General features: G+C 72.6%; 21 protein-coding genes and 1 riboswitch. Of the genes, 7 read left to right on the top strand and 14 right to left on the bottom strand.

The genetic code is table 11. From position 1 onward, the window contains the following. The first annotated feature begins 24 nt into the window (after positions 1-24). A complete protein-coding gene (locus tag EV378_RS07450) occupies positions 25-645 on the top strand; it encodes a DedA family protein (RefSeq protein ID WP_132422088.1) in 621 nt (206 codons plus the stop codon). Between the two features lie 82 nt (positions 646-727). On the opposite strand, the gene EV378_RS07445 is transcribed toward EV378_RS07450, so the two are convergent. From EV378_RS07445 to EV378_RS07430, 4 genes are all read right to left on the bottom strand, one after another. Continuing rightward, the gene (locus EV378_RS07445; RefSeq protein WP_243653331.1) at positions 728-1,669 is read right to left on the bottom strand and encodes an asparaginase; all 942 of its coding nucleotides are present in this window, start codon (positions 1,667-1,669) and stop codon (positions 728-730) included. Positions 1,670-1,678: 9 nt separating this feature from the next. Then, positions 1,679-2,920 carry an FAD-dependent oxidoreductase gene (locus EV378_RS07440; protein WP_132422086.1) on the bottom strand — a complete coding sequence of 414 codons (1,242 nt, stop codon included), beginning with the start codon at positions 2,918-2,920 and terminating at the stop codon, positions 1,679-1,681. Between the two features lie 42 nt (positions 2,921-2,962). Beyond that, on the bottom strand, positions 2,963-3,547 hold the full coding sequence (locus EV378_RS07435) for a class I SAM-dependent methyltransferase (RefSeq protein ID WP_132422084.1): 585 nt from the start codon (positions 3,545-3,547) through the stop codon (positions 2,963-2,965). An 80-nt stretch (positions 3,548-3,627) separates the two neighbouring features. Next, positions 3,628-4,305: a ComEA family DNA-binding protein gene (locus EV378_RS07430; protein WP_132422082.1), complete on the bottom strand. Its 678-nt coding sequence runs from the start codon at positions 4,303-4,305 to the stop codon at positions 3,628-3,630. Positions 4,306-4,420: 115 nt separating this feature from the next. Here EV378_RS07430 and EV378_RS35805 point away from each other — a divergent pair, with 115 nt between their 5' ends. Continuing rightward, entirely contained in the window at positions 4,421-4,759 is a 339-nt protein-coding gene (locus EV378_RS35805; protein ID WP_207908592.1) for a hypothetical protein, read from the top strand. Positions 4,760-4,781: 22 nt separating this feature from the next. Here the strand turns inward: EV378_RS35805 and EV378_RS07420 are convergent, their stop codons facing one another. Then, positions 4,782-5,258, bottom strand: a complete 477-nt coding sequence (locus EV378_RS07420) for a DUF488 domain-containing protein (protein ID WP_132422080.1) — start codon at positions 5,256-5,258, stop codon at positions 4,782-4,784. A gap of 200 nt (positions 5,259-5,458) precedes the next feature. On the opposite strand from EV378_RS07420, the gene EV378_RS07415 reads away from it, so the two are divergent. From EV378_RS07415 to EV378_RS07395, 5 genes are all read left to right on the top strand, one after another. Beyond that, entirely contained in the window at positions 5,459-6,667 is a 1,209-nt protein-coding gene (locus tag EV378_RS07415) for a CoA transferase (protein WP_132422078.1), read from the top strand. Positions 6,668-6,684: 17 nt separating this feature from the next. After that, complete coding sequence (locus EV378_RS07410) at positions 6,685-7,578, top strand: NADP-dependent oxidoreductase (protein ID WP_132422076.1); 894 nt, start codon at positions 6,685-6,687, stop codon at positions 7,576-7,578. Positions 7,579-7,663: 85 nt separating this feature from the next. Next, positions 7,664-9,478, top strand: a complete 1,815-nt coding sequence (pabB, locus tag EV378_RS07405) for an aminodeoxychorismate synthase component I (protein ID WP_132422074.1) — start codon at positions 7,664-7,666, stop codon at positions 9,476-9,478. Positions 9,479-9,690: 212 nt separating this feature from the next. Continuing rightward, positions 9,691-9,894, top strand: a riboswitch (cobalamin riboswitch). 113 nt (positions 9,895-10,007) lie between these two features. Then, positions 10,008-12,872 (top strand): ribonucleoside-diphosphate reductase subunit alpha, encoded by a 2,865-nt coding sequence (locus EV378_RS07400; RefSeq protein ID WP_132422072.1) that lies wholly within the window; start codon positions 10,008-10,010, stop codon positions 12,870-12,872. After that, positions 12,869-13,942, top strand: coding sequence for a ribonucleotide-diphosphate reductase subunit beta (locus EV378_RS07395; RefSeq protein WP_132422070.1), 1,074 nt, complete (start codon positions 12,869-12,871; stop codon positions 13,940-13,942). The genes EV378_RS07400 and EV378_RS07395 overlap by 4 nt, the downstream gene beginning before the upstream one ends. Positions 13,943-13,959: 17 nt before the next feature. Here EV378_RS07395 and EV378_RS07390 read toward each other — a convergent pair whose 3' ends face one another. The 9 genes from EV378_RS07390 to EV378_RS07350 all read right to left on the bottom strand — a co-directional run bounded on the left by EV378_RS07390 (position 13,960) and on the right by EV378_RS07350 (position 23,038). Then, positions 13,960-14,745, bottom strand: coding sequence for an ABC transporter ATP-binding protein (locus EV378_RS07390; protein ID WP_132422068.1), 786 nt, complete (start codon positions 14,743-14,745; stop codon positions 13,960-13,962). After that, positions 14,742-15,779 carry a FecCD family ABC transporter permease gene (locus EV378_RS07385; RefSeq protein ID WP_243653330.1) on the bottom strand — a complete coding sequence of 346 codons (1,038 nt, stop codon included), beginning with the start codon at positions 15,777-15,779 and terminating at the stop codon, positions 14,742-14,744. Before EV378_RS07385 ends, EV378_RS07390 begins: the two co-directional genes overlap by 4 nt. A 74-nt stretch (positions 15,780-15,853) precedes the next feature. Further along, entirely contained in the window at positions 15,854-17,011 is a 1,158-nt protein-coding gene (locus EV378_RS07380; protein WP_165922180.1) for an ABC transporter substrate-binding protein, read from the bottom strand. Positions 17,012-17,091: 80 nt separating this feature from the next. Continuing rightward, positions 17,092-17,949 carry a CbtA family protein gene (locus tag EV378_RS07375; RefSeq protein ID WP_132422064.1) on the bottom strand — a complete coding sequence of 286 codons (858 nt, stop codon included), beginning with the start codon at positions 17,947-17,949 and terminating at the stop codon, positions 17,092-17,094. A 31-nt stretch (positions 17,950-17,980) separates the two neighbouring features. Further along, positions 17,981-18,190 carry a CbtB domain-containing protein gene (locus tag EV378_RS07370; RefSeq protein ID WP_132422062.1) on the bottom strand — a complete coding sequence of 70 codons (210 nt, stop codon included), beginning with the start codon at positions 18,188-18,190 and terminating at the stop codon, positions 17,981-17,983. Positions 18,191-18,451: 261 nt separating this feature from the next. Continuing rightward, positions 18,452-19,336 carry a 3-hydroxyisobutyrate dehydrogenase gene (mmsB, locus tag EV378_RS07365; RefSeq protein ID WP_132422060.1) on the bottom strand — a complete coding sequence of 295 codons (885 nt, stop codon included), beginning with the start codon at positions 19,334-19,336 and terminating at the stop codon, positions 18,452-18,454. Continuing rightward, positions 19,333-20,403, bottom strand: a complete 1,071-nt coding sequence (locus EV378_RS07360) for an enoyl-CoA hydratase/isomerase family protein (protein ID WP_132422058.1) — start codon at positions 20,401-20,403, stop codon at positions 19,333-19,335. Before EV378_RS07360 ends, mmsB begins: the two co-directional genes overlap by 4 nt. Then, the gene (locus EV378_RS07355) at positions 20,403-21,548 is read right to left on the bottom strand and encodes an acyl-CoA dehydrogenase family protein (RefSeq protein ID WP_132422056.1); all 1,146 of its coding nucleotides are present in this window, start codon (positions 21,546-21,548) and stop codon (positions 20,403-20,405) included. The genes EV378_RS07360 and EV378_RS07355 overlap by 1 nt, the downstream gene beginning before the upstream one ends. Beyond that, positions 21,545-23,038 carry a CoA-acylating methylmalonate-semialdehyde dehydrogenase gene (locus tag EV378_RS07350; RefSeq protein ID WP_132422054.1) on the bottom strand — a complete coding sequence of 498 codons (1,494 nt, stop codon included), beginning with the start codon at positions 23,036-23,038 and terminating at the stop codon, positions 21,545-21,547. The genes EV378_RS07355 and EV378_RS07350 overlap by 4 nt, the downstream gene beginning before the upstream one ends. Positions 23,039-23,161: the final 123 nt, after the last annotated feature.

The following is a 23,161-nucleotide window of genomic DNA, read 5'->3' as shown; positions in this document are numbered from 1 at the left end:
CCCGTCCGGCGTCAGACTGGACGCGTGACCGTCGACCACCTGCTGCAGACGATCCCGCCGCTCGTCGTGTACCTGCTGACCGGCGTCGTGATCGGGCTGGAGAGCCTCGGGATCCCGCTGCCCGGCGAGATCGTGCTGGTGAGTGCCGCGCTGCTGTCGTCGCGCCACGAGCTCGACGTCTCCCCGACGGGTGTGGCGGTGGCCGCGTCGATCGGGGCGGTCGTGGGTGACTCGATCGGGTACGCGATCGGCCGCCGGTACGGGATGCCGCTGTTCGAGTGGCTGGGCAGGCGGTTCCCGCGCCACTTCGGCCCCGGTCATGTCACGGTGGCCGAGCGGCTGTTCTCCCGCTGGGGTGTGTGGGCCGTCTTCTTCGGACGGTTCGTCGCCCTGCTGCGGATCTTCGCGGGCCCGCTGGCCGGGGCGTTGAAGATGCCGTACTACAAGTTCCTGGCCGCGAACGTCACCGGCGGGATCGTGTGGGCCGCGGGCACGACGTACGCCGTCTACTACCTCGGGATCATCGCCGAGACGTGGCTCAAGCGGTTCTCCTGGATCGGGCTGGTGGTCGCCGTCGTCGGTGGCCTGGTGATCGCCTGGTACACCCGCCGCCGCACCGACCGACTGGCCCGCGAGGCCGGTTGACGCACCCTCCCATCCCGAACGAACGGGCCGTTCGAGCAAGGACATTGCTCGAAGGTGCCGTTCGTTCGGAAAGTGGGGCGGCTCAGAACGCGGGCTCGACCCGGCCCACGACGTCGCCGTGGCCGAGCACGTCGACCCGCCCCAGCTCGTCGTCGACGGGCGCACCCAACCGCGACAGTGCCGTCGCGACGACCGGGGGCAGCGGACGTGCGGACCCGTCGAGCACCTTGACGGCCAGCGCCCGCCCGTCCGGCAGCGCGGCGGCGAACACGCCCTCCGCGCCGTCCTTCGCGACGAGCCCGGCCACGCTCTCGACGAACCGGGTCACCGGCCGTCCGGTCCCGCCGAGCCACCACGGGTGCTCCCGGACCGCGGTGGCGACGCGGCCCTCCGGCGTGCCGGGTCCGGCCGTCGCGATCCGGGCGAACGCGCGGGCCAGACCCACCGTCGTCGTCGAGAACAGCGGTGCGCCGCAGCCGTCGACGGTGACGTGCGCCGGATCGTCGCCGGTCAGGTCCGCGACGGTGGTCCGCACGGCCTTCTGCAACGGATGCTCCTGCGCGCGGTAGCCGTCGGTCGGCCAGCCGTTCACGACGCAGGTGACGAGCATCGCGGCGTGCTTGCCGGAGCAGTTCTGCGCGATCGGGCTCGGCGCGCGCCCGGCCGCCCGGAACGCCGCCGCGCCGGACTCGCCGAGCGGGACGTCCGGCGTGTTGTCCAACGAGGACTCGTCGAGGCCGGCCCCGGCCAGGATCCGCCGGACACCGTCCAGGTGCGCGTCCTCACCGGAGTGGCTGGCCGACGCCAGTGCGAGCAGCGCGCCGTCGAGATCCAACCCGGCGCGGACCATCGCGACGGCCTGCACCGGCTTCAGCGCCGACCGCGGGAAGATCACCGCGTCCGGGTCCCCGACGCCCAGGACCGGGTCGCCGTCCACCGCGACGAGATGTCCGAGGTGGACGGACTCGACGAGGTCCCCGCGGCGGACGCGGGCGAGCGGGGCGGCGTGGTCGTCGATCGTCACGGGCCGACGCTAACCCGCGGGCGTCAGCTCCAGCGCGCGGCACAACTCCGGCGAGGGAGCGGGCGGGTTCGGCCCGTACGCGTTCGACCGCGCCGAGCGGGCCCGTACGGCCGGGATCCGGGTGAGCCACCGCAGGAACCCCGGCGGGGTGATCGGGCGTCCGCGCTCGCGGGCCTTCGCCACCTGCCGCTCGACGCGCACCTGACCGGCCTGCACCTCGCGGATCGCCGGCTCCCGGTCGGCCTGGACCGCCGCCAGCACGTCGGCGCCCGGTGCCCCGGACGCGAGCGCCGGGACCAGCCGGTCCGCCGCCGCCAGCGCGTCCTGCAGCGCCATCAGGATCCCGTTGCCGCCGACCGGGGAGATCACGTGCGCGGCGTCGCCGATCAGCAGCAGGCCCGGCCGGTGCCAGTCGGCCACCCGGGAGATGTCCACGGACAGCAATGTCGTCTGTTTCATGTCCTCGAGCAGGTGCACCCGGTCGGCCAGCCACGGGACCTGCCCCGCGACGAACCGGCGGATCGGCTCCACGCCCGCCTCCCGCGCGGCCGGCAGCCCGCCCTTGGGCAGCGAGTACCCGACCTGCCAGCGGCCCGGACCGCCGATCAGTCCGATGTAGTGGTGGACGCCGAGGTAGAGGTCGACGTCGGCGTCGTCCGGGTCGCCGTCGCGGTGCGGCAGCGTGAACCACAGCAGGTCGGTCTGCGCGCCCATCGACACCGGCTCGATCCCGGCCAGGCGGCGGACCTGGGAGAACCGCCCGTCGGCCCCGACGACCAGACCCGCGGGCAGCTCGTGCTCGCCGTCGTCGTCGCGGTAGCGGACACCGGTGACGGCTCCGTCGTCCCCGGAGAGCAGGCCGGTGACACGAGCGCCCATGACCAGCGAGAACGCGTCGAACCGCGACGCCTCGGCGGCCAGGAAGTCGAGGAACCGGACCTGCGGCATCAGCGCGACGTAGTTGCGTGGCGTGTCCAGCAACCGGTACTCCGACGTGGTCACCAGCCCGCGCGGAGTGTGGAGCCGGAACGCGTGCGCCTTGACATGCGGGCGTTCCAGCAGCCGGTCACCGATGCCGAGCCGGTCGAACAGCTCCAGCGTCCACGGGTGCAGCGAGTCGCCGCGGAAGTCGCGGTCGAAGTCGTGGTGGCGCTCCAGCAACGTGACCGGCCGGCCGGCGCGGGCGAGCAGGTAGGCGAGGAACGTGCCGCCTGGGCCACCGCCCACGACGACCGTGCGGGCTGCCGTCATGTCCCCATGGTAGCTCGTTCGCGAAGTATCTCGCTCGTCGAGCTAATAGGGTCTCCGGCACACGAACAGCCGCGCGGGCGGCGGGTTGCGCCACACCGTCGTCGTCTCCACGACCTCGTCGAACGCTCCGTCCAGCGCCTCGCGCAGCTCGCGGACGCGGTGCGGCATCGCCATCCAGGTGGTGATCGTCGCGAACACGCCGCCCGCGACCAGACGGTTGCCGATCACGGCGAGCAGATCCCGGCGCTGCGGCTGGTCGAACAGTGCCCACGGCAGCGACGACACGACGGCGTCCACCTTGTCGATCCCGGCCCGCGCGAGCACGGCGTCGTAGTCGAGCGCGTCGTCCTGGACGACCTCGAGCCACGGCTTGTGCGCGCGCAGGTGGGCGACGAGGTCGTCGTCGATCTCGACGGCCAGGTGTCGCGCGCCGGGTGCCAGCCGGTCGCGGATCGGGCCGGACAGCGCCCCGGTACCCGCGCCGAGTTCGACGACCGTGCCCGCGCACGCCTCCGGGATGATGCCGGCGAGCTGCCGGGCCAGCCGGTCGCCGGTGACGAACGGGGTCGCCAGCTGGTCGGGGTGCCGGATCGCCCGGCGCAGGAAGACGAGGTGGTCGGGCGCCATGCGCACATCGTCACCCGGATCGGCGCCCGCCGGGGGATCGGGGGTGAGGTGCCGGACGGTGACGCCGCGCTCAGGGGTCCTCAGGGAACGACGACGGCGCGCTCCCGGATGCGGTCCCACAGCGGGTACGGCACGTCGGAGTAGGTGAAGACGTCGTCGACCCGCACGAACGGCGTGCCGGCGGCCGTCCGGGCGTCGACGAGCTGCTGGCCGACCGCCGGGTCCACACCACAGACCTGCGCGATCACGGCGGCCGGCGCGGAGTTCAGATCGACCAGCCCGCCGTCGTCGAACGTCCGGGGCAGGTCCGGGCGCCCGATCCGCAGCTCGCGGGCCATCGACGGGTCGCGCTCGACGATCCGCCGGGCCTCGTCGCGGCGACCGCGGGCGTGCAGGACGGCACCGACGGCCGGGTCGTACCCCCGGGGCTGCGGCGCGGTGTGCACCCACCGGCGCACGAACGTCAGATGCACGATCGCGACGACGATCGTGATGATCATGATCATGCCGCCGACCGGGGTGGGGGAGTCGCGATAGACCGTGGAGATCACGACGGCCACCACCATGACCGCCGTGTACGCGACCGCGGACACCACGCACCAGACCCGCCGCATGCCCCGCAGCCGGGTCGCGGCGTGCCCGAACGGGACGCCGGAGAGCAGGCCGATCGTCAGGACGACCACGGCGTAGTACCAGAGCGTGGTCCAGGAACGGGTGGACGGCCTCGAGGGAGTCGCGGCGGGCGGCGCGTCGGTCATCGCAGGAGTCTGCTGTGCAACGGCCGCGGCGAACAAGATCGTGGCGTTCGGATGGTCAACCTTGGGGATCGGGCCGCCGATTGTCAGCGGGACGTTGCTGGGCCAGGCTTGCCCTGTGACCGAACCCCAGACCGACGGCGACGACTCGCTCGCCTCGTTGCACTCGGCCGGCAGCATCGCCTCGTTCGGCAGCGCGGCCTCGATCGCGAGCTTCGCCTCGGCGGGCAGCATCGCCAGCTTCGGGAGCGCAGGCAGCATCGGCAGTCTCGGCAGCGCGGGGAGCATCGGCAGCGTGCTGAGCATCTTCTCGGTGGGCAGCATCGCGTCCGTCGGCAGCGTCGGGAGGATCGGCTGCATCGGTGACGTCCCGGTCCGCGAGTTCGTCGGAGCCCTCGTGCGACGGGTCCGGCGCCGTCGCCGGAAGCGAACCGTCCGCAGCTACCTGCCGGTGTAGCGGTCGGTTCCACGAGCCGTCCTCACAGATGGTCGACGACGACGCCGTGCCGCTCGGCAAGGCGCTCGGCGATCAGGAAGCGGTGACAGGCGCGGGGCTCCCGCTCGACGCAGAGCAGCGCGGCGGCGCCCTCGTCCGGCAGTGCCGACGCGAGAGCCGCGAGGTCGGCGCCATCGAGGACGTCCTCGACGTAGCGACGGACGTACCCGGGCGCGAGCTCACGACGGGTGCGCTTGCCGACGCCCTGGCGGTCGTCCTCGTCGTACTGGAGCCGGCGCATCTCCGTCGTCGGTGCGAGCTCGCGGTGGTGCTCGTAGGCGATCCCGGCCCGGGCGAGCACGGCCTGCAGCCGGAGCGAGTTCGCCCATGCGTACTCCGCGCCACGGACGCCACGGCGCTGGCGCACGTCGAGCAGCATGCGGACGTCGGCGTCGCGCAGCCGTCGCAGGAAGGACCCGGCGTCGGATCCGTGGACGCCGATCGTCACCACTGTGGACACAGGACGACTCCCCTCGCCGCCGGACCATGATCGCAGCGTGCGGAGGATCGCGGCCGCTGATGGCCGGCACCCTCCGAACGGGCTGATCATCGTCCGGCTCGGCGTGCCCCGACGAGCGACTGCGGAGCGTGCCCGGACAGCCTCGTGAGAGGGTCGCGGTGGGTTGCTCGCCCGATTCCGCGACCGCCGAGGGGTTCCGAATGGATCGACCGTTGGACGGCCTCGGCGTCGTCGAGTGCGCCAGTTTCGTCGCAGGCCCCACAGGTGGCATGACGCTGGCCCAGCTCGGTGCCTCCGTCGTGCGGATCGACCCGATCGGCGGCGGCCCGGACCACGGGCGGTGGCCTGCCGCCCGCGGCGGTGCGGGCGCGTCCTACTACTGGGCCTCGCTGAACAAGGGCAAGCGGTCGGTCACGGTGGACCTGCGCTCGGACGAGGGGCGTGAGCTGGTGCTCGCGCTGGCGACGGCTCCGGGCGAGGACCGCGGCGTGCTCGTCGACAACGTCGTGGGGCGGCGGTGGATGGCCAACGACGTGCTGGTCGCGCGTCGGCCGGATCTGATCCACGTCCGGGTGCAGGGCTATCCGGACGGGCGGCCGGCGGTGGACTACACGGTCAACGCCGAGGTCGGGATCCCGGGGATCACCGGGAGCGAGGAGGGCGCCGCGCCGGTCAACCACGTCCTGCCGGCGTGGGACCTGGTCACCGGGCTGAGCGTGTCCACCGCCGTGCTGGCCGCGGTGTACCAGCGCATCCGGACCGGGCGCGGGGTCTACTCGGAGATCGCGCTGGCCGACGTCGCGCTGGCCGGGGTCGCGAACCTGGGCTGGCTCTCCGAGGCCGAGGAGCGCGGGCGGGAGCGGCCGCGGCACGGGAACCACGTCTACGGCAGCTTCGGCGTGGACTTCGCCTGCTCCGACGGGCACCGGGTGATGGTCGTCGCGCTGACGCCCGGCCAGTGGAGCGCGCTGGTCACGGTGACCGGGACCGAGGCCGTGTTCGCCGCGCTGGAGACGGCCCTCGACGCCGACCTGACCGACGAGACCGAGCGCTACCGCCTGCGCGACACCATCGCGGCGGTGCTCACGCCGTGGTTCCTCGCGCGGGACTCGGCCACCGTCGAGGCCGAGCTGAACCGCGCTCGCGTGCTGTGGGGCCGCTACCAGGGCATGCACGACGTCGTCGCCGCACATCGCGCCGAGGCGCACCCGCTGCTCGCCGACCAGCCCCTGGACGGCGGCGTCACCGGCATCACCGCCCGCTCGCCGCTGCGGTGGAACGGCGACCACGGGGAGGCAGGGGACGCGCCGGTGCTGGGCGCCGACACCGACCAGGTACTCGCCGACGTCCTCGGGCTGACCGGAACCGAGATCGGGGACCTGCGCGACCGTCGGGTCGTCGGCGGGTAGCGGGGGAGGGGAGCGCGGTGAAGGCAGCACTGTTCCGCAGTTTCGGCGGACCGGACGTCCTGGAGATCGCCGACCTCCCGGACCCGCATCCCGGACCCGGCCAGGTCCGGATCGCGGTGCACGCCGCGGGCGTCAGCCCGACGGACGCGACGTTCCGTGAGGGCGTGATGGGCGGGGACCTCCCGCAGACCGTCGGCCGGGACGTCGCAGGCGTCGTCGACGCGGTCGGGCCCGGCGTCGAGAGCGCCGCGCTCGGCGACCGTGTGTTCGGGGTGTCCGACGACGGCGCGGGTGCCGCCGAGCTGGCCCTCGTCACCCACTTCGCGGCCGTGCCGCCCTCGCTGGATCTCGTCCGGGCGGCGGCACTGCCGGTCGCCGTCGAGACGGCGACCCGCAGCATGGACGCCCTCGGCGTCGGGGCCGGCACGACGCTGCTGGTCAACGGTGCCTCCGGAGCCATCGGTGCCGCCGCGGTGCAGCTCGCCGTGGCCCGCGGCGCGCGGGTGATCGGTATCGCGGGTCCGGCGAACCAGGACTACGTGCGGGCGCTCGGGGCCGAGCCGGTGACCTACGGCGACGGGGTCGCGGACCGGGTTCCGTCCGGAGTGGACGTCGCACTGGACATCGCGGGGAACGGCGTCCTGCCGGAGCTGATCGCGCTGGCGGGCGGGCCCGGTCACGTCGTGACGATCGCGGACGTCCGGGGCGCCCGCGAGAACGGCGTGCTGTTCAGCACCGGGGAGCAGGGCCGCGCGTTCCACGCACTGGCCGAGGTCGCCGGCCTCGTCGAACAGGGCCGTTTCACCCTGCCCGTCTCCGCGACCTACCCGCTGACCGAGATCGCCGCGGCACACCGCGCTCTGGAGGAGCGTCGCGGCCCGGGTCGGATCGTTCTGACCGTGGACTCGTAGGGCCGGGCCCTCCTCACCCGTCGGGTGCCCCGGGAGTGACGTACGCCCTGTTTCGGGCAGTCGTACCGCACGGGAAGGTGTTCGGATGACACCGCGGGCCCGCTTCGACGACATGGTCGACGGGTCCGCGCTCGAGTTCGGCCACTCCGCCGAGGTGGTCGTCGCGCACCGGCCGGAGGACGTCGCGGCCGCGCTGGAGACCGTGGACGCGCTCACCGCGGACGGCCGCTGGGCCTACGGCTTCGTCGCCTACGAGGCCGCGCCCGGCCTCGACCCGCAGCTGGTGACGCACGAGCCCGCCGACGGGCTCCCCCTGGCCTGGTTCGCGATCACCGATGCGCCGCAACGGGTCCCGCCGGTCGGGTACGGCGGTCCACCGAGACCGCCGGAGGACTGGGCCTGCGCGTGGGACGAGCCGACGCACGCCGCGGCCGTCGAGCGGGTGCGGGAGCTCATCGCCGACGGCGAGACCTACCAGTGCAACCTGACGACGCACCTGACCGCGACGGCGCCCGGCGACCTCGACGCCGTGTACCGGGACCTGGCGCTCGGCCAGCGCGGCGCGCACCACGCCCTTCTCGACACCGGCCGGTTCGCGATCGTCAGCGCGAGTCCGGAGCTGTTCATGGAGACCGACGGCGACCGGATCACCATGCGCCCCATGAAGGGCACCGCGGCTCGCGGGCGCACCCCGGACGAGGACGCGCGGATCGCCGACCGCCTGCGCGCCAGCCGCAAGGAGTGCGCGGAGAACGTCATGATCGTCGACCTGGTGCGCAACGACCTGGCCCGCATCGCCGTGCCCGGCTCGGTCACGGTGCCCCGGCTGCTGTCCGCCGAGCGCTACGAGACGGTCCACCAGCTCACGTCCGACGTCACCGCCCGGTTGCTCCCGGACACCGGGCTGACCGACCTGTTCCGGGCACTGTTCCCGTGCGGGTCGGTGACCGGGGCGCCGAAGCGGCGCACGATGGAGATCGTCCAGGACGTCGAGGACGGGCCACGTGGTGTCTACTGCGGAGCGATCGGGGTCGTCGCGCCGCCCGGCAGCGGGTTCCGGGCACGGTTCTCGGTCGCCATCCGCACGGTCGTCGCGGACCGGGAACGGGGCACCGCGGTCTACGGCACCGGCGGTGGCATCACCTGGGACTCCCGCCCGGAGGCGGAGTACGCCGAGCTGCGCGCGAAGGCCGCCGTGCTGCACGCCCGCCCGCAGGAGTTCCACCTGATCGAGACGATGCGCCACGAGGCAGGCCACGGCGTCCGGTCGCTCGACGCGCACCTGTCCCGCATCGCGTCGTCGGCCGTCTACTTCGGATTCCGCTTCGACGGGGACGCCGTCCGTTCGGCGGTGAAGTCCGGTGTGGACGGCGCGGGCGACGCCCGGGTGCGTCTGCTCTGTCACCGCGACGGCGCCGTCGAGGTCGAGCTCGGCCCGCTCCCGGCCCCCGCGGACGGACCGGTGCGGCTGGCCGTCGACCCGGAGCCGATCGACTCACGGGCCTGCCTGCCGTTCCACAAGACGAGCCTGCGCTCCCCGTACGACGACCGGCTCGCCCGGCATCCGGACGCCGACGACGTCGTGCTCGTGAACGAGCGGGGCGAGGTCACGGAGACCTGCCGGGCGAACCTGGCCGTGCACCTGGACGGCCGGTGGTGGACCCCGGCGTCGGACTGCGGGCTGCTGCCCGGTGTCGAACGGGCCCGGCTGCTCGCCTCCGGCGTGCTGCGGGAGCGGGTGCTGGGGCCGGCCGATCTCGCCGCCGCGGACGGGCTGGGCCTGGTGAACGCGCTGCGCGGGTGGCGGCCCGCGACGCTCCTGGACGACGGCTCCACGCCGTCGCGGCCGACGCCGTCGCGGCCGACGCACAGTGATCCGGAGAACGCGAGCTCGGGCTGAGAACGCGCGCGCCCGGACACGTGCGTCTCGCGGATCAGAGCACGTTCCGCGGGTCGGTGACGCTCGTGCGCGGTCGGTGGGTGGGTGCGCGATGGCGGGCCCGGACCGGCCGAGCGGGCGTCCGCGTGGGACGGGCGGGTTTCACTGCCGGTGACCGGAACGTCGACACGCCCGACACCTAGGGTCCTCGATCGTGGAGACCCCCCAGATGTAGTGTCCTGCTCGCTGGTGGTTCACCGGTCCCGCACGGGCCGGTGAGGCAAGAGGGAACCCGGTGCGATTCCGGGACTGCCCCGCAGCGGTGAGTGGGAACGACCGCCGTCAGACGCACTGGGAGCGATCCCGGGAAGCGACGGCCAGTAGGAGCGAGCAGGACGCCCACGAGTCCGAAGACCTGCCGCCGGTGCGTGCACCGCCGGTGTGCGCAGCTCCGGGGCCTCGCGGGAAGGCGCCACGGACGGTGACCGTCAGTCACCGCACGGGCGCTCGTCGTGGATCCGGAGTCCGGAGACTCGCGAGGAGAGAGTCCGTGACCGCATCCACCGCTCCCCCCACCGACGCCCCGCCCGCCCTGCGCGTGATCCGCAGGGACGGCACCGAGCGCCCGTTCGACGACTCCAAGATCGCCGTGGCGATGACCAAGGCGTTCCTCGCCGTGGAGGGCGAGGCGAACGCGTCGTCGTCGCGGCTGCACCATCTTGTGGCCGAGCTGACGGCCCATGTCGTCGCCGCGCTGATGCGCCACCCGACGCCGGCCGTGCACGTCGAGCAGATCCAGGACCAGGTCGAGCTCGCGCTGATGCGCGGCGAGCACCACCGGGTCGCCCGGTCCTACGTGCTCTACCGCGAGGAGCACGCACGCGCCCGTGGCGGCGAGGGTGGGGAAGCCCCCGCTGCCGGTGGTGCCGTCGTGCACGTCACGGCACCGGACGGGACCCGCGCCCCGCTCGACCGCGAGCGCGTCCGCACCGTCGTGACCGAGGCGGTCGCCGGGGTCGACGACGTCGACGTCGCGCCGGTGCTCGCCGAGCTGGACCGGACCGTCTACGACGGCATCACCGCCGACGAGCTGTCCCAGGCGCTGGTCATGGCCGCCCGCGCACTGGTCGAGCGGGAGCCGAACTACTCGCTGGTGGCGTCCCGCCTGCTGCTCGACCGGCTGCGCGCCGAGGCCGTCTCGCACCTCGCCGGGGCCCGCGAGATCCCCGACCACGCCGCGATGGCCGAGCGCTACCCGTCGTACACCAAGGACTACCTGCGCCACGCGATCGCGATCGGTCTCGTCGATCCGGAGCTGGCCACGTTCGACCTGGACCGGGTCACGGCGGCGCTGCGGCCGGAACGGGATCTGCAGATCGGGTTCCTCGGCCTGCAGACGCTCTACGACCGGTACTTCCTGCACGAGCGCGGTACCCGCTTCGAGCTGCCGCAGGCGTTCTTCCTGCGGGTCGCCATGGGACTGGCGATCCGCGAGACGGACCGCGAGGAGCGGGCGGTCGAGTTCTACGAGCTGCTGTCCAGCTTCGACTTCATGGCCTCGACCCCGACGTTGTTCAACTCCGGGACGACGCGACCGCAGCTGTCCTCGTGCTTCCTGACGACCATCGGCGACGACCTGAACTCGATCTTCCAGGGCTACCGGAACAACGCGCTGCTCGCGAAGTACTCGGGCGGTCTCGGCAACGACTGGACGCCGGTCCGCGGGCTCGGCGCGCACATCCGCGGCACGAACGGTGTCTCGCAGGGAGTGGTGCCGTTCCTCAAGATCGCCGGGGACACGGCCGTCGCGGTGAACCAGGGCGGCAAGCGCAAGGGCGCGGCGTGCGCCTACCTGGAGACATGGCACGTCGACATCGAGGAGTTCCTCGACCTGCGCAAGAACACCGGCGACGACCGCCGCCGGACGCACGACATGAACACCGCGAACTGGGTGCCCGACGAGTTCCTGCGCCGAGTCGTCGCGGACGGTTCCTGGACGCTGTTCAGCCCGGACGAGGTTCCGGACCTGCACGATCTCTACGGCGACGCGTTCGCCGACCGGTACCGCGCCTACGAGGCGGCCGCCGAGCGCGGTGAGATCCGGGTGCACCGCACGGTGCGCGCGGTCGAGCTGTGGCGGCGGATGCTGACCATGCTGTTCGAGACCGGCCATCCGTGGATCACGTTCAAGGACCCGTGCAACCTGCGCAGCCCGCAGCAGCACGCCGGCGTCGTGCACTCGTCGAACCTGTGCACGGAGATCACGCTGAACACGCACGCGGACGCCGACCGGGGCGAGGTCGCCGTCTGCAACCTCGGTTCGGTGAACCTGGCCGCGCACGTGACGGCGGACGGGCTGGACGCGGACAAGCTGCGCCGCACGGTGACCACCGCGGTCCGGATGCTGGACAACGTCGTGGACATCAACTTCTACACGATCCCGGAGGCGCGCCGCTCCAACCTGCGTCACCGTCCGATCGGGCTCGGGCTGATGGGGTTCTCGGACGCGCTGTTCGTCCAGGGCCTCTCCCCGGCGAGCGACGACGCCGTCGGGTTCGCGGACCGCAGCGCCGAGGCGCTGAGCTGGTACGCGATCTCCGCGTCGTCCGACCTCGCCGTCGAGCGCGGCCGGTACGCGACGTTCGACGGGTCGCTGTGGAGCCGCGGGATCCTGCCGATCGACTCGCTGGAGCTGCTCGCCGCGACCCGCGGCGAGGGCGAGCTGGAGATCGACCGCAGCACGACGATGGACTGGGACTCGTTGCGGGACAGGGTTCGCGCCCAGGGCATGCGCAACTCCAACGTGATGGCGATCGCGCCGACGGCGACGATCTCCAACATCTGCGGGGTCGGGCAGTCGATCGAGCCGATCCACCTGAACCTCTACGTGAAGTCCAACATGTCCGGCGACTTCACCGTCGTGAACCCGTACCTGGTCCGCGACCTCAAGGAGCGCGACCTCTGGGACGAGGTGATGGTCTCCGACCTGAAGTACTTCGACGGGTCGCTGGCCGAGATCGACCGTGTCCCCGACGAGCTGAAGCAGCGGTACGCGACGGCGTTCGAGATCGAGCCGCGCTGGCTCGTCGCGGCGGCGTCGCGGCGCCAGAAGTGGCTGGACCAGGCGCAGTCGCTGAACCTCTACCTGTCCGGCCCGAGCGGGCGCGCGCTCGACGAGCTCTACCGGCTCGCCTGGCGCAGCGGGCTGAAGACCACCTACTACCTGCGTACCCGGGCCGCGACGTCGGTGGAGAAGTCCACGCTCACGGGCACCGACGGCCGGCTGAGCGGAGTCCCCTCCGCGCCGCCGCCGCCGCCCGCCGCGGCCGTGCCGGCCGTGCCGCCGACCGCTCCCGACCTCGATCCGGGCCAGGCGTGCCGGATCGACGACCCCGACTGCGAGGCCTGCCAGTGACGACCACGGACGACCGGGACACGACCGGCCTCGGCGAGATCGACCGGGGCGCCGCCCCGGTCGACGCCGACGACAAGCGCATGATCAACGCACGGTCGGACGTCAACCAGCTGCTGCCGCTCAAGTACCACTGGGCGTGGGAGAAGTACCTGGCCGGCTGCGCGAACCACTGGATGCCGACCGAGGTCGCCATGCAGGCGGACATCGCGCTGTGGCGCAGGCCCGACGGGCTGACCGACGACGAGCGTCTCCTGCTGGTGCGCAACCTCGGCTTCTTCGCCACCGCGGAGTCGTTGGTGGCCAACAACATCGTGCTCGCCGTGTACCGGCACCTGACGAACCCGGAGTGCCGGCAGTACCTGCTGCGGCAGTCGTTCGAGGAGGCCGTGCACACGCACACGTTCCAGTACGTGTGCGAGAGCCTCGGTCTCGACGAGGGCGAGCTGTTCAACGCCTACCGCAGGGTCCCGTCGATCACCGACAAGGACGCATGGGCGCTGCGGCACACCCGGGCACTGTCCGATCCGGACTTCCGGACCGGCACGACGGAGGCCGACCAGGCGTTCCTGCGCGATCTCGTCGCGTTCTACGTCGTGTTCGAGGGGATGTGGTTCTACACCGGGTTCGCCCAGATCCTGGCGCTCGGGCGGCGGAACAAGATGGTCGGCGTCGCCGAGCAGTACCAGTACATCCTCCGCGACGAGTCGATCCACCTGAACTTCGGCATCGACTGCATCAACCAGATCAAGATCGAGAACCCGCACCTGTGGACGGCCGCGTTCGTCGACGAGATCCGGGTGATGCTGCAGGAGGCCTACGAGCTGGAGGTCGCCTACGCCCGCGACACCATGCCGCGCGGCATGCTCGGGCTGACGGCCGAATCGTGCGCGCAGTACCTGCGGTTCGTCACCGACCGCCGCGCCGAGCAGATCGGGCTCGCGCCGCTGTTCGGCGAGGCCGAGAACCCGTTCCCGTGGATGAGCGAGGCCATGGACCTGCGCAAGGAGAAGAACTTCTTCGAGACGCGGGTGACCGAGTACCGCACCGGCGGCTCGCTGGAGTGGGACTGACGGGGTCGGGCAGGCCCTCACCCGCCTGCCCGGCTCGTCAGCCGGAACGTGCCCGTGGCCGGATCGAAGCGCAACTCGTCGGTGTCGAAGACCCGGCCGATCGCTCCCGATCCGGCGAGCTCGTCCGGCGTGCCGGTCCGTACGGTGCCGCCGGTGTCGATCAGCCATGCCGCGTCGGCCAACCGCAGGCCGAGCTCGAGGTCGTGGGTGGACAGGAGCACGCACAGGCCCTGCTCGTGGGCCAACCTGCGAAGCGTGCCGAGCAGTGACACCCGGGCCGAGACGTCCAGGAACGCGCTCGGTTCGTCGAGCAGCAGGAGCGCGGGACGCTGGGCCAGCGCGCGGGCCACGAGCAGCCGTTGCCGCTCGCCGTCCGAGAGCTGGTGCAGCCTGCGCCCGGCCAGACCGGCCGCGCCGACAGCGTCCAGCGCGTCGTCCACCTCCGCTCGATCGTCCGCGGTGAGCGAGCCGAGGGGGCCGGTGTACGGGTGGCGGCCGAGCGCGACGACCTCGCGGCCGGTCAGCATCCCGCCGTCCGGCCGGTCGGTGAGCACGACGCCGATCCGACGGGCTCGGCGCGGCGCGGGCATCGCGAACAGGGACTCGCCGTCCAGGGTCGCCGAGCCGGCGTGGACGGGGAGCAGACCGGCCAGCGTGCGCAGCATCGTGCTCTTGCCCGATCCGTTCGGACCGAGCAGCAGCGTCAGCTCGCCGGGTGCGGCCGACGCGGTGACACCGTCGAGCGTCCGCCGCCTGCTGTGCCCGACCGCCAGCTCGCGCACCACCAGCCCGGATCCGGTCACCCGACTGCTCCGGCCGTGAGACGCCTGCTGCGCAGCAGGACGGCGATCACGACGGGCGCCCCGACCAGCGACGTGACGACGTTGAGCGGTAGCACCGTCGCGGTTCCGGGAGGGTGCCCGACGACGGCGCAGGCGAGACCGACGAGCGCACCGGTCAGCACCGTCGCCGGAACGAGCACGCGGTGCCGCGGGGTCCCGACGGCCATCCGGGCCAGATGCGGCACGGCGATCCCGACGAACCCGACCGGCCCGCAGAACACGGTGACGGTGCCGGCCAGCACGGCGGCCGCGAGCAACAGGACGACCCGGACGCGGCGCACGGGCACGCCCATCGTCGTGGCGTAGTCGTCGCCGAGCAGAAGCGCGTCCAGCGGCTTCGCCAGCACGGCGACCGCGGCCGTCGCGACGACGAGAACGCCGAGCAGCAGCGGCAGGTCGGCCGGCGCCACCCCGTCCACGCTGCCAAGGCCCCACTGCAGGTAGCGCTGCGCCGTGGTGGGGTCGGTCCACACGAGCAGCAGGCTGACCAGGGCCGTCACCAGGGAACCCAGCATCACGCCGACGACCAGCAAGGTCACGGTCGAGCGGGTGAGACGCGACAGCACCAGTACGAGGACGAGCACGGCCGCCGCCCCGAGCGCGGCCGCGCCGACCGTCCCGGCCCGGGACACCCCCGCCGCCGCCGCGGACGATCCGAACGCCGCGGCTGCGCCGGTCCCGGCCGTCACGTACAACGCCACCCCGAGCCCGGCACCCGCGCTGACGCCCAGGACGTACGGCTCGGCGAGCGGGTTGCGGAACAGCGTCTGGGTGATCAGGCCGGCGACCCCGAGCGCGGCACCGGCCACGGCGGCCGTGACGGCTCGCGGCAGCCGGACGTCGCGGACCAGAACGTCCAACCGGGGGTCGATGGCGCCGTTTCCGATCAGCGACCGGACCGTGGTCCCGACCGGAACGCCGACCGAACCCACCGCGACGGCGAGCGCGAACAGGACGACGCAGGCCGCCGCGAGTCCGGTGAGGACGAGGGCCACCCGGGCCACCGCCGACCGCTGCGCGGGCTCCTCCCGGGGGGCGGGCGTCCGGACCCGGGTCCGCGGCGCCGTACTCACCCGGCCGGCACCGGCCGGAAGTAGACCGTGTCGCGGCCCGGCTCGAGTTGCGGGTGCACGATGCTGACGAGATCGGCCAGGATCTCGTCCGGGTGGGCCACGCCGCGCTCGTAGTACTGGTTGCCGCCACCGGGACCGAGCATCTTGTCCCGCGTCCAGACCTGGCCGCCCGGACCGACGGCCGCCATGGTGCGCAGCCGCGGGTCGGTGGCCGCGACGTCGGCGGTGCTGCGCCACGGTCCGTCCGCCAACCAGATCCGGGCGGCTCCGTCGTCGGCGAGCACCGCCTCCAACGACGCGGGCGCGCTCCCCGAGCCCGGCCGGACCGCGCCGGACCACGTCGCTCCGGCGTCGCGGAGCAGACCGCCGGTCGTCGAGTCGCGGGACGGGATGGTCCATGTTCCCTGGTAGGGCTGCCCGATGGCGACCGGAACGGCAGGCACGGCCTTCGCTCGGCCGGCCAGGGCCGTGTAGCGGGCGGCGACGGCGTCGAACTGTCGGGTCGCTTCGGCGTCGCGCCCGGTCAGCGCACCCATCACCTTGATCCACTCCGCCTGGGCGAGAGGCCCCTGCTCGAGGTAGTCCGCCCAGTCGACGACCGGGATCCGCGCGGCACGGAGAGCGGCGAACGCCGGGTCGTCCGTCCCGCCGCTGAGCAGCACCGGAGGCGCCGCGGCGATCACGGGTTCGGCCGCGATGACCCCGCCCGGTGCGAACGCCGTGACCGACGGCGACTCGGCACGCGCCCGGACGGCCGGGTCACTCACCAGGGCAGGGTCTCCGACCCCGGTGAGCCGGTCGAGCAGCCCCAACGCCTCGACCGCGGGTAGCTGGGTGGTCGACGCCGCGAACAGCCCGCTGACGGGAGTGTGCACGAGCGGCGCGCCGGCCAGGCCCGCCGGGAGCGGCGGGTCAGGGGCGCCGCAGTCCACGAGGACGACGGACCGTGGGGCACCGCCCGGGAAGGGACGGGTGACCGTCAGCACCCGACAGCCGGCCTCCTGGCGCGCCGAGACGTTGCGTGCGAACCGGAACTCCGGCAGCGGGGCGGGGGCGGCGCCGGGCAGGCACCCCGGCGGCGGAGGCGCCGCGACCGGGGACGGCGCCGCGCAGCCGACGACCAGGGCCAGCGCGGAGACAACCAGGACCGCCACTCTGCCGAACCGTCTCACCTGAACAGTCTCTCATCTGTTCGGCCTCGCGTTCGAGCCTCAGCGAGTGCGAGACGTTCGCGTCACGAGATCGTGGCCATGTCCTTCTGGCTGGGCCTCCCGTGTGCGCCGAACACCCGGTCGGCCAACGGCGCGAACCCGAGCCCCAGCGCTCCCCACAGGATGACCTGGGCGATGACGGAGTAGAGCCGGAACCGGTAGAGCAGGTCGGGGTCGAAACCGGGGAACGCGATGGCGCCCGTGGCGGTGGTGAGGGGCTGCGGTGTCTCGGTGAACACCCCGGCCGGAGTGGTCTGGGCGTTCGCCGAGAGCTCTCCGAGGGCCGGGAGCAACGCCATCACGACGCCCGTCACGACCACGAACGCGAGCCCCGCGAGCAGTGCGGCGTTCCACGTCCCCAACCGGGCCTGCAACCGCTGCCCCAGCCACACCGCGAGGAGCAGGACGACCACGGAGGTCACGACCATCACGAGGTAGAGGCCGCTGCGCGGACCGATCGTGTCGGGGTTGCCGATCGAGGGCGGGTTGGCCGGGTACTTCACGAACGGGACGAGGAAGAACGTCAGGAAGCCACCGGCCGCGACGAGCAGCGCGAGCTGGCGTGGCCGGATCTCACCGGTACGCCCGTAGGCCATGCTGTACGCCGTCGCGTACAGGAGCCCGATCGCGACACCGAAGAACACCATTCCGACACCGATGCCGATATTGCCCTGGACGGCACGACTGAAGATCTCCGGGTCGGCGGTCTCCGGTGCCTGTCCCGCGGCGACCGCGAGTGCGTTCTTCGCGTCGTCCCGCGCGCTTTCGTAGTCGATTGCGGCCTGGATGACCGGTTCGGCGAAGATTCGCGCGAACACGAATGCGAGCAGGCCTGCGAGCGCGCCCACCCCGGCGCCCCGCAGGACGAGTGCCTTGACCATGGACGTTCCTCGTCGATCTCGGGCCGGTCGCTCAGTGGCAGGGGAAGCTGAGGAAGTGGCGGGCGTCGTGGACGAACTCGTGCACGACCATGCTGTTGCCGAACACCGAGGTCGCGCCCTCGTCGATGCCGATGAAGTAGTACAGCAGCAGACCGATCACCACCGCCCCGATCAGCCACGGCAGCGCTTCGCTCGCCGGGATCGCGACGGGTCGGGTGGTGGGTACGGCGGGTGCGGACATGGTTCGGTCCTTCCGGCCCGGACGCCCCGGGCAGCCGATGTGGTGTCAAAACCTGAGCACCTGTGCAGGTGCGACTAGACGCTAGAGAGGGTGTCCGCCACCCGTCAATAGAACTGAACTGCGACTGCGATCAGGGTAAGGAAAATGCAAATTCGCGGTTCGAAAAGGTCAAGGGAGACCCTTTCCCCGGTTGTCCGGAAGTCATCCGGCCGGGGGGCCGATCGTGCATCACCTTCTCGACCGAGATCGTCGTGTACGTGCTCAGCGGCTGGTCTCCCGGATGTCCTCGATGATCGACGAGAAGTCCCGGACCCTGCCGTCCCGATCCAGGAACGCGGTGTAGCGCTCGGTCGCCGCGCGGCCGAGCAGCGTCGAGACGCCCGCCTGGTCGGCCGCCGCGTCGGCGAGCCGCAGATCCTTGAGCATCAGCGGGGTGGAGAACCCGCCCGAGAAGCCCCGGTTCGACGGGCTCGTCGGTACCGGGCCGGGCACCGGACAGTTCGTGGTCAGCGCCCAGCACTGCCCGGACGACGAGGACGCCACGTCGAAGAGCGCCTGCGGGTCGAGTCCCAGCCGCTCGCCGAGCACGAACGCCTCGGACACGGCGATCATGGAGACGCCGAGGACCATGTTGTTGCACATCTTGGCGACCTGACCGTTGCCCGGCCCGCCACAGTGGACGGTTCGGCTGCCGAGCACGGCGAGGACCGGCTCGGCCGCGGCGACGGCGTCGGCCGTGCCACCGGCCATGAACGTGAGCGTGCCGCCCTCGGCGCCGACCACGCCGCCGGACACCGGCGCGTCCACCGACGCCCGACCGGACGCGGCCGCCTTGCCGTGCGCCGCACGGGACGACGCGACGTCGATCGTCGAGCAGTCGACGAACAGCGCCCCGTCCGGCGCCGCCGGCAGCAGCTCGTCCCATGCCGTCAGCACGTGCTCGCCCGCGGGGAGCATGGTGATCACCACATCGGCACCGGCGACGGCGTCGGGGCCGCTCGCCGCGACCGTGACGCCGGCCGCGGCCGCCGTCATCCGGGCCGCGTCCGCCAGGTCGTACCCGGTCACCTCGTATCCGGCCGAGACGAGGTTGGCGGCCATCGGCCCGCCCATGTTGCCCAGCCCGACCACGGCGATCCGACTCATCGTCCGTCCTCCAGTCCCAGTTCCTCGGCGCCGGTCAGCGGCGCGAAGTAGCTCGCCACCAGCTGGTCGTCCACCTGTTCGAGCACCGCGGGGTCCCAGCGCGGCGTCCGGTCCTTGTCCACCACCTGCGCCCGGATGCCCTCGACCATGTCCGGGGCCGCGACACAGCGCAGCGACACCCGGAACTCCTGGTCCAGCGCCTGCTCCAGAGACGTCATCCGGCGTGCACGGCGTAGCGACTCGAGCGCGACCTTCACGCAGGTCGGCGACCGCTCGCCGATCGTCTTCGCAGTGTCCTCCGCGTCCTGGACCCCGGATGCGGCCAGCGCGGCCACGATCGCCTCGGCGGTCGGCTCGGCGTAGCAGCGGTCGATCCACCATCGGGACGGCCCGAGTGTCGGCTCCGGCGCGGGCTCGGCCAGGTGGGCGAGCAGGTGCCCGACCTGCTCGGCCAGGTCCGGTCCGGTGGTCCTCGTGTCGCCGAGCGCGGCGAGCAGCGCAGGGACCCGGTCGGTGGGGACGAACCAGTCCGCGAGACCCATCGCGACGGCGTCCCCGGCGCCGAGCTGCGCGCCGGTCAGTGCCGCGTGCGTGCCCAGCTCGCCGGATGCACGGGCGAGCAGCCAGGTGCCGCCGACGTCGGGGACGAACCCGATCCCGGTCTCCGGCATCGCGATCCGGGTCCGTTCGGTGACCACGCGGTGGCTCGCGTGTCCGCTGACGCCGACACCGCCGCCCATGACGAGGCCGTCCATCACGGCGAGGTAGGGCTTCGGGTAGCGGTCGATCAGCGCATTCAGGCGGTACTCGTCACGCCAGAACGCGGCCGTCGCGTCGCCACCGGCCTTCGCGTCGTCGTGGATGGCCCGGACGTCGCCGCCCGCGCACAGGCCGCGCTCGCCGGAGCCGGTCAGTACGACCATCCCGACGCTGTCGTCGGTCGCCCACCCGTCGAGGGTCTCCGCGATCGTCCTCACCATCTCGTGGGTGAGGGCGTTGATCGCCTGGGGGCGGTCGAGCGTGATCCACCCGACCGGTCCGGACCGTTCCGTCCGCACGTCCGTCATCACTCGGCTCCCATCAGTCCGCGGGAGACGATCACGCGCATGATCTCGTTCGTTCCCTCGAGGATCCGGTGCACGCGCAGGTCCCGCACGATCTTCTCGATGCCGTACTCGGCGAGGTAGCCGTAGCCGCCGTGCAGCTGGAGGGCCGCGTCGGCGACGTCGTGGCCGGTGTCGGTGGCCAGCCGTTTGGCCATCGCGCACAGCCGGGTCGCGTCCGGCTCGCCCGCGTCCGCGGCCCGCGCCGCGTGGTGCAGCAACTGCCGTGCGGCAGCGAGCTCGGTGTGGGCGTCGGCGACCCGGAACCGCAGTCCCTGCCGGCGGGCGAGTGGGGCGCCGAACGCCTCGCGGTCGACGAGATGCGCGATGGCCCGGTCCAGCGCTGCGCGCGCCCCGCCGAGCGAGCAGGCGGCGATGTTGAGACGTCCGCCGTCGAGCCCGCCCATGGCGATCCGGAAGCCGTCGCCCTCCGCGCCGATCCGGTCGCGCTCGTGGACCCGGACGCGGCTCAGCACGACCTGCCGGGTCGGTTGGGCGTTCCAGCCCATCTTCTCCTCGTTCGGCCCGAACCCGAGGCCGTCCGTCTCGCGGTGGACGACGAACGCGGAGATCCCGCCCGCTCCGGGGCCGCCGGTCCGGGCGAACACGAGGTAGCGGTCCGACGTGCCGGCGCCAGAGATGAACTGCTTGACGCCGTCCAGGACGTAGCCGTCGCCGTCACGGGTCGCGGTGGTGCGCAACGCTGCCGCATCCGACCCCGCGCCCGGTTCGGTGAGGCAGTAGCTGCCCAGCTCGTCCATCGCGCACAGCGCAGGGAGCAGCCGTTCGGACTGCTCGTCCGAGCCGTAGCGGTCGATCATCCCGGCGACCATGTTGTGGATCGACAGGTAGCCGGCCAGTGACGGGCACCCCGTCGCGAGCGCCTCGAACACCAGAACCGCGTCCACACGGGACAGTCCGGTGCCGCCGCGGTCCTCCCGCACGTACAGCCCGGCCATACCCAGCTTCGCGGCCTCGCGCAGGACCTCGACCGGGAAGTACTTGTCCCGGTCCCACGCCACGGCGTGCGGCGCGATCCGCTCGGCCGCGAACTCCTCGGCCGTCTCGACCAGTGCCTGCTGGACGTCGGTGAGCTCGGCGGTTCTCATGACATCGTGGGGATCACGAACGACGCGCCGTCCTTGATCCCGGACGGCCAGCGCGAGGTGACGGTCTTGGTGCGGGTGTAGAACCTGAACGCGTCCGGCCCGTGCTGGTTCAGGTCGCCGAAACCGGAGGCCTTCCATCCGCCGAACGTGTGGTAGGCGATCGGCACCGGGATCGGCACGTTCACGCCGACCATGCCGACCTCGACGCGCGACGCGAAGTCGCGGGCGGCGTCGCCGTCGCGGGTGAAGATCGCGACGCCGTTGCCGTACTCGTGGTCGGTGGCCAGTGCCAGTGCCTGCTCGTAGTCCGTGGCGCGGACGACCGACAGCACCGGTCCGAAGATCTCGTCGCGGTACAGCGACATGTCCGGCGTGACGCGGTCGAACAGCGTCCCGCCGAGGAACCAGCCGTCGGCGGGGGCCGCGGCGTCCCGCCCGTCGACGACCAGCTCCGCGCCCTCCTCGACGCCGGCGGCGATCGCCCCGGTCACCCGCTCCACCGCGTCGACTCCGACCAGCGGGCCGAGGTCGGCGTTCTCGTCGTCGGAGGGGCCGATCCGCAGGTTCCGTGCGCGCTCGGCGAGCTTCGCGACGAGCAGGTCGGCGGTCTCCTCGCCGACCGGCACGGCCACCGAGATCGCCATGCAGCGCTGGCCGGCGGAGCCGAACGCGGCACCGGACAACGCATCCGCGGCCTGGTCCATGTCCGCGTCCGGGAGCACGACGAGGTGGTTCTTCGCGCCGCCGAAGCACTGGGCACGCTTGCCGTGCGCCGTGGCCGTCGCGTAGACGTGCCGGGCCACCGGCGTCGACCCCACGAACCCGACGGCCGCGACGTCCGGATGCGTCACCAGCGCGTCGACGACCTCGGCGTCCCCGTGCAGCACGTTCAGCACGCCGGGCGGGAGACCGGCCTCGACGAACATCTCGGCGATCCGCACCGGCACCGACGGGTCCCGCTCCGACGGCTTCAGCACGACGGCGTTCCCGCAGGCCAGGGCCGGAGCCGCCTTCCACAGCGGGATCATCGCGGGGAAGTTGAACGGGGTGATCGCGGCGACCACGCCGAGCGGCTGGCGCATCGAGTACACGTCGACGCCCTGGCCGGCGTCGGTGGAGTATTCGCCCTTGAGCAGGTGCGGCGCACCGGCGGCGAACTCGACGACCTCCAGCCCGCGCTGGATGTCGCCACGGGCGTCCGGGAGCGTCTTGCCGTTCTCGGAGCTCAGCAAGGCTGCGAGCTCGTCCATCCGCTCGCCCGCCAGCGCGAGGAACCGCATCAGCACACGGGCCCGGCGCTGGGGGTTCCAGGACGCCCACTCCCGCTGCGCCGCCGCGGAGGCCGTGACGACGTCGTCGACATCGGACGTCGTGCCGAGGCGGACGCGGGACCGAACGGTCCCGTGGTTCGGGTCGTACACGTCGGAGAACCGGTCGCCGGACCCCTGCCACGGCTTTCCGGATACGAAATGGTCGATGGTCTCGGGCATGATTCGACACCCTTCGAGCGGGGAAAGAGGTGCGTTCACGAACTATGGGGACCATAAAGTCGGACGCCCAACCATGTCTATCGAAGCCACCTTGCAAATTTCTTCGAATGGATCGGGCGAAGG

The organism is Pseudonocardia endophytica, assembly GCF_004339565.1.
GTDB lineage: Bacteria > Actinomycetota > Actinomycetes > Mycobacteriales > Pseudonocardiaceae > Pseudonocardia > Pseudonocardia endophytica.
This window is presented reverse-complemented; position numbering and strand designations above follow the sequence as displayed.

Bases quoted from the DNA above. Each gene is read 5' to 3' on its own strand.
- mmsB (WP_132422060.1), bottom strand. From the start codon at position 19,336: ATGAGTCGGATCGCCGTGGTCGGGCTGGGCAACATGGGCGGGCCGATG.
- EV378_RS07440 (WP_132422086.1), bottom strand. From the start codon at position 2,920: ATGACGGCAGCCCGCACGGTCGTCGTGGGCGGTGGCCCAGGCGGCACG.
- EV378_RS07375 (WP_132422064.1), bottom strand. From the start codon at position 17,949: ATGGTCAAGGCACTCGTCCTGCGGGGCGCCGGGGTGGGCGCGCTCGCA.
- EV378_RS07355 (WP_132422056.1), bottom strand. From the start codon at position 21,548: ATGAGAACCGCCGAGCTCACCGACGTCCAGCAGGCACTGGTCGAGACG.
- pabB (WP_132422074.1), top strand. From the start codon at position 7,664: ATGACACCGCGGGCCCGCTTCGACGACATGGTCGACGGGTCCGCGCTC.
- EV378_RS07360 (WP_132422058.1), bottom strand. From the start codon at position 20,403: ATGACGGACGTGCGGACGGAACGGTCCGGACCGGTCGGGTGGATCACG.
- EV378_RS07350 (WP_132422054.1), bottom strand. From the start codon at position 23,038: ATGCCCGAGACCATCGACCATTTCGTATCCGGAAAGCCGTGGCAGGGG.
- EV378_RS07370 (WP_132422062.1), bottom strand. From the start codon at position 18,190: ATGTCCGCACCCGCCGTACCCACCACCCGACCCGTCGCGATCCCGGCG.
- EV378_RS07435 (WP_132422084.1), bottom strand. From the start codon at position 3,547: ATGGCGCCCGACCACCTCGTCTTCCTGCGCCGGGCGATCCGGCACCCC.
- EV378_RS07415 (WP_132422078.1), top strand. From the start codon at position 5,459: ATGGATCGACCGTTGGACGGCCTCGGCGTCGTCGAGTGCGCCAGTTTC.
- EV378_RS07430 (WP_132422082.1), bottom strand. From the start codon at position 4,305: ATGACCGACGCGCCGCCCGCCGCGACTCCCTCGAGGCCGTCCACCCGT.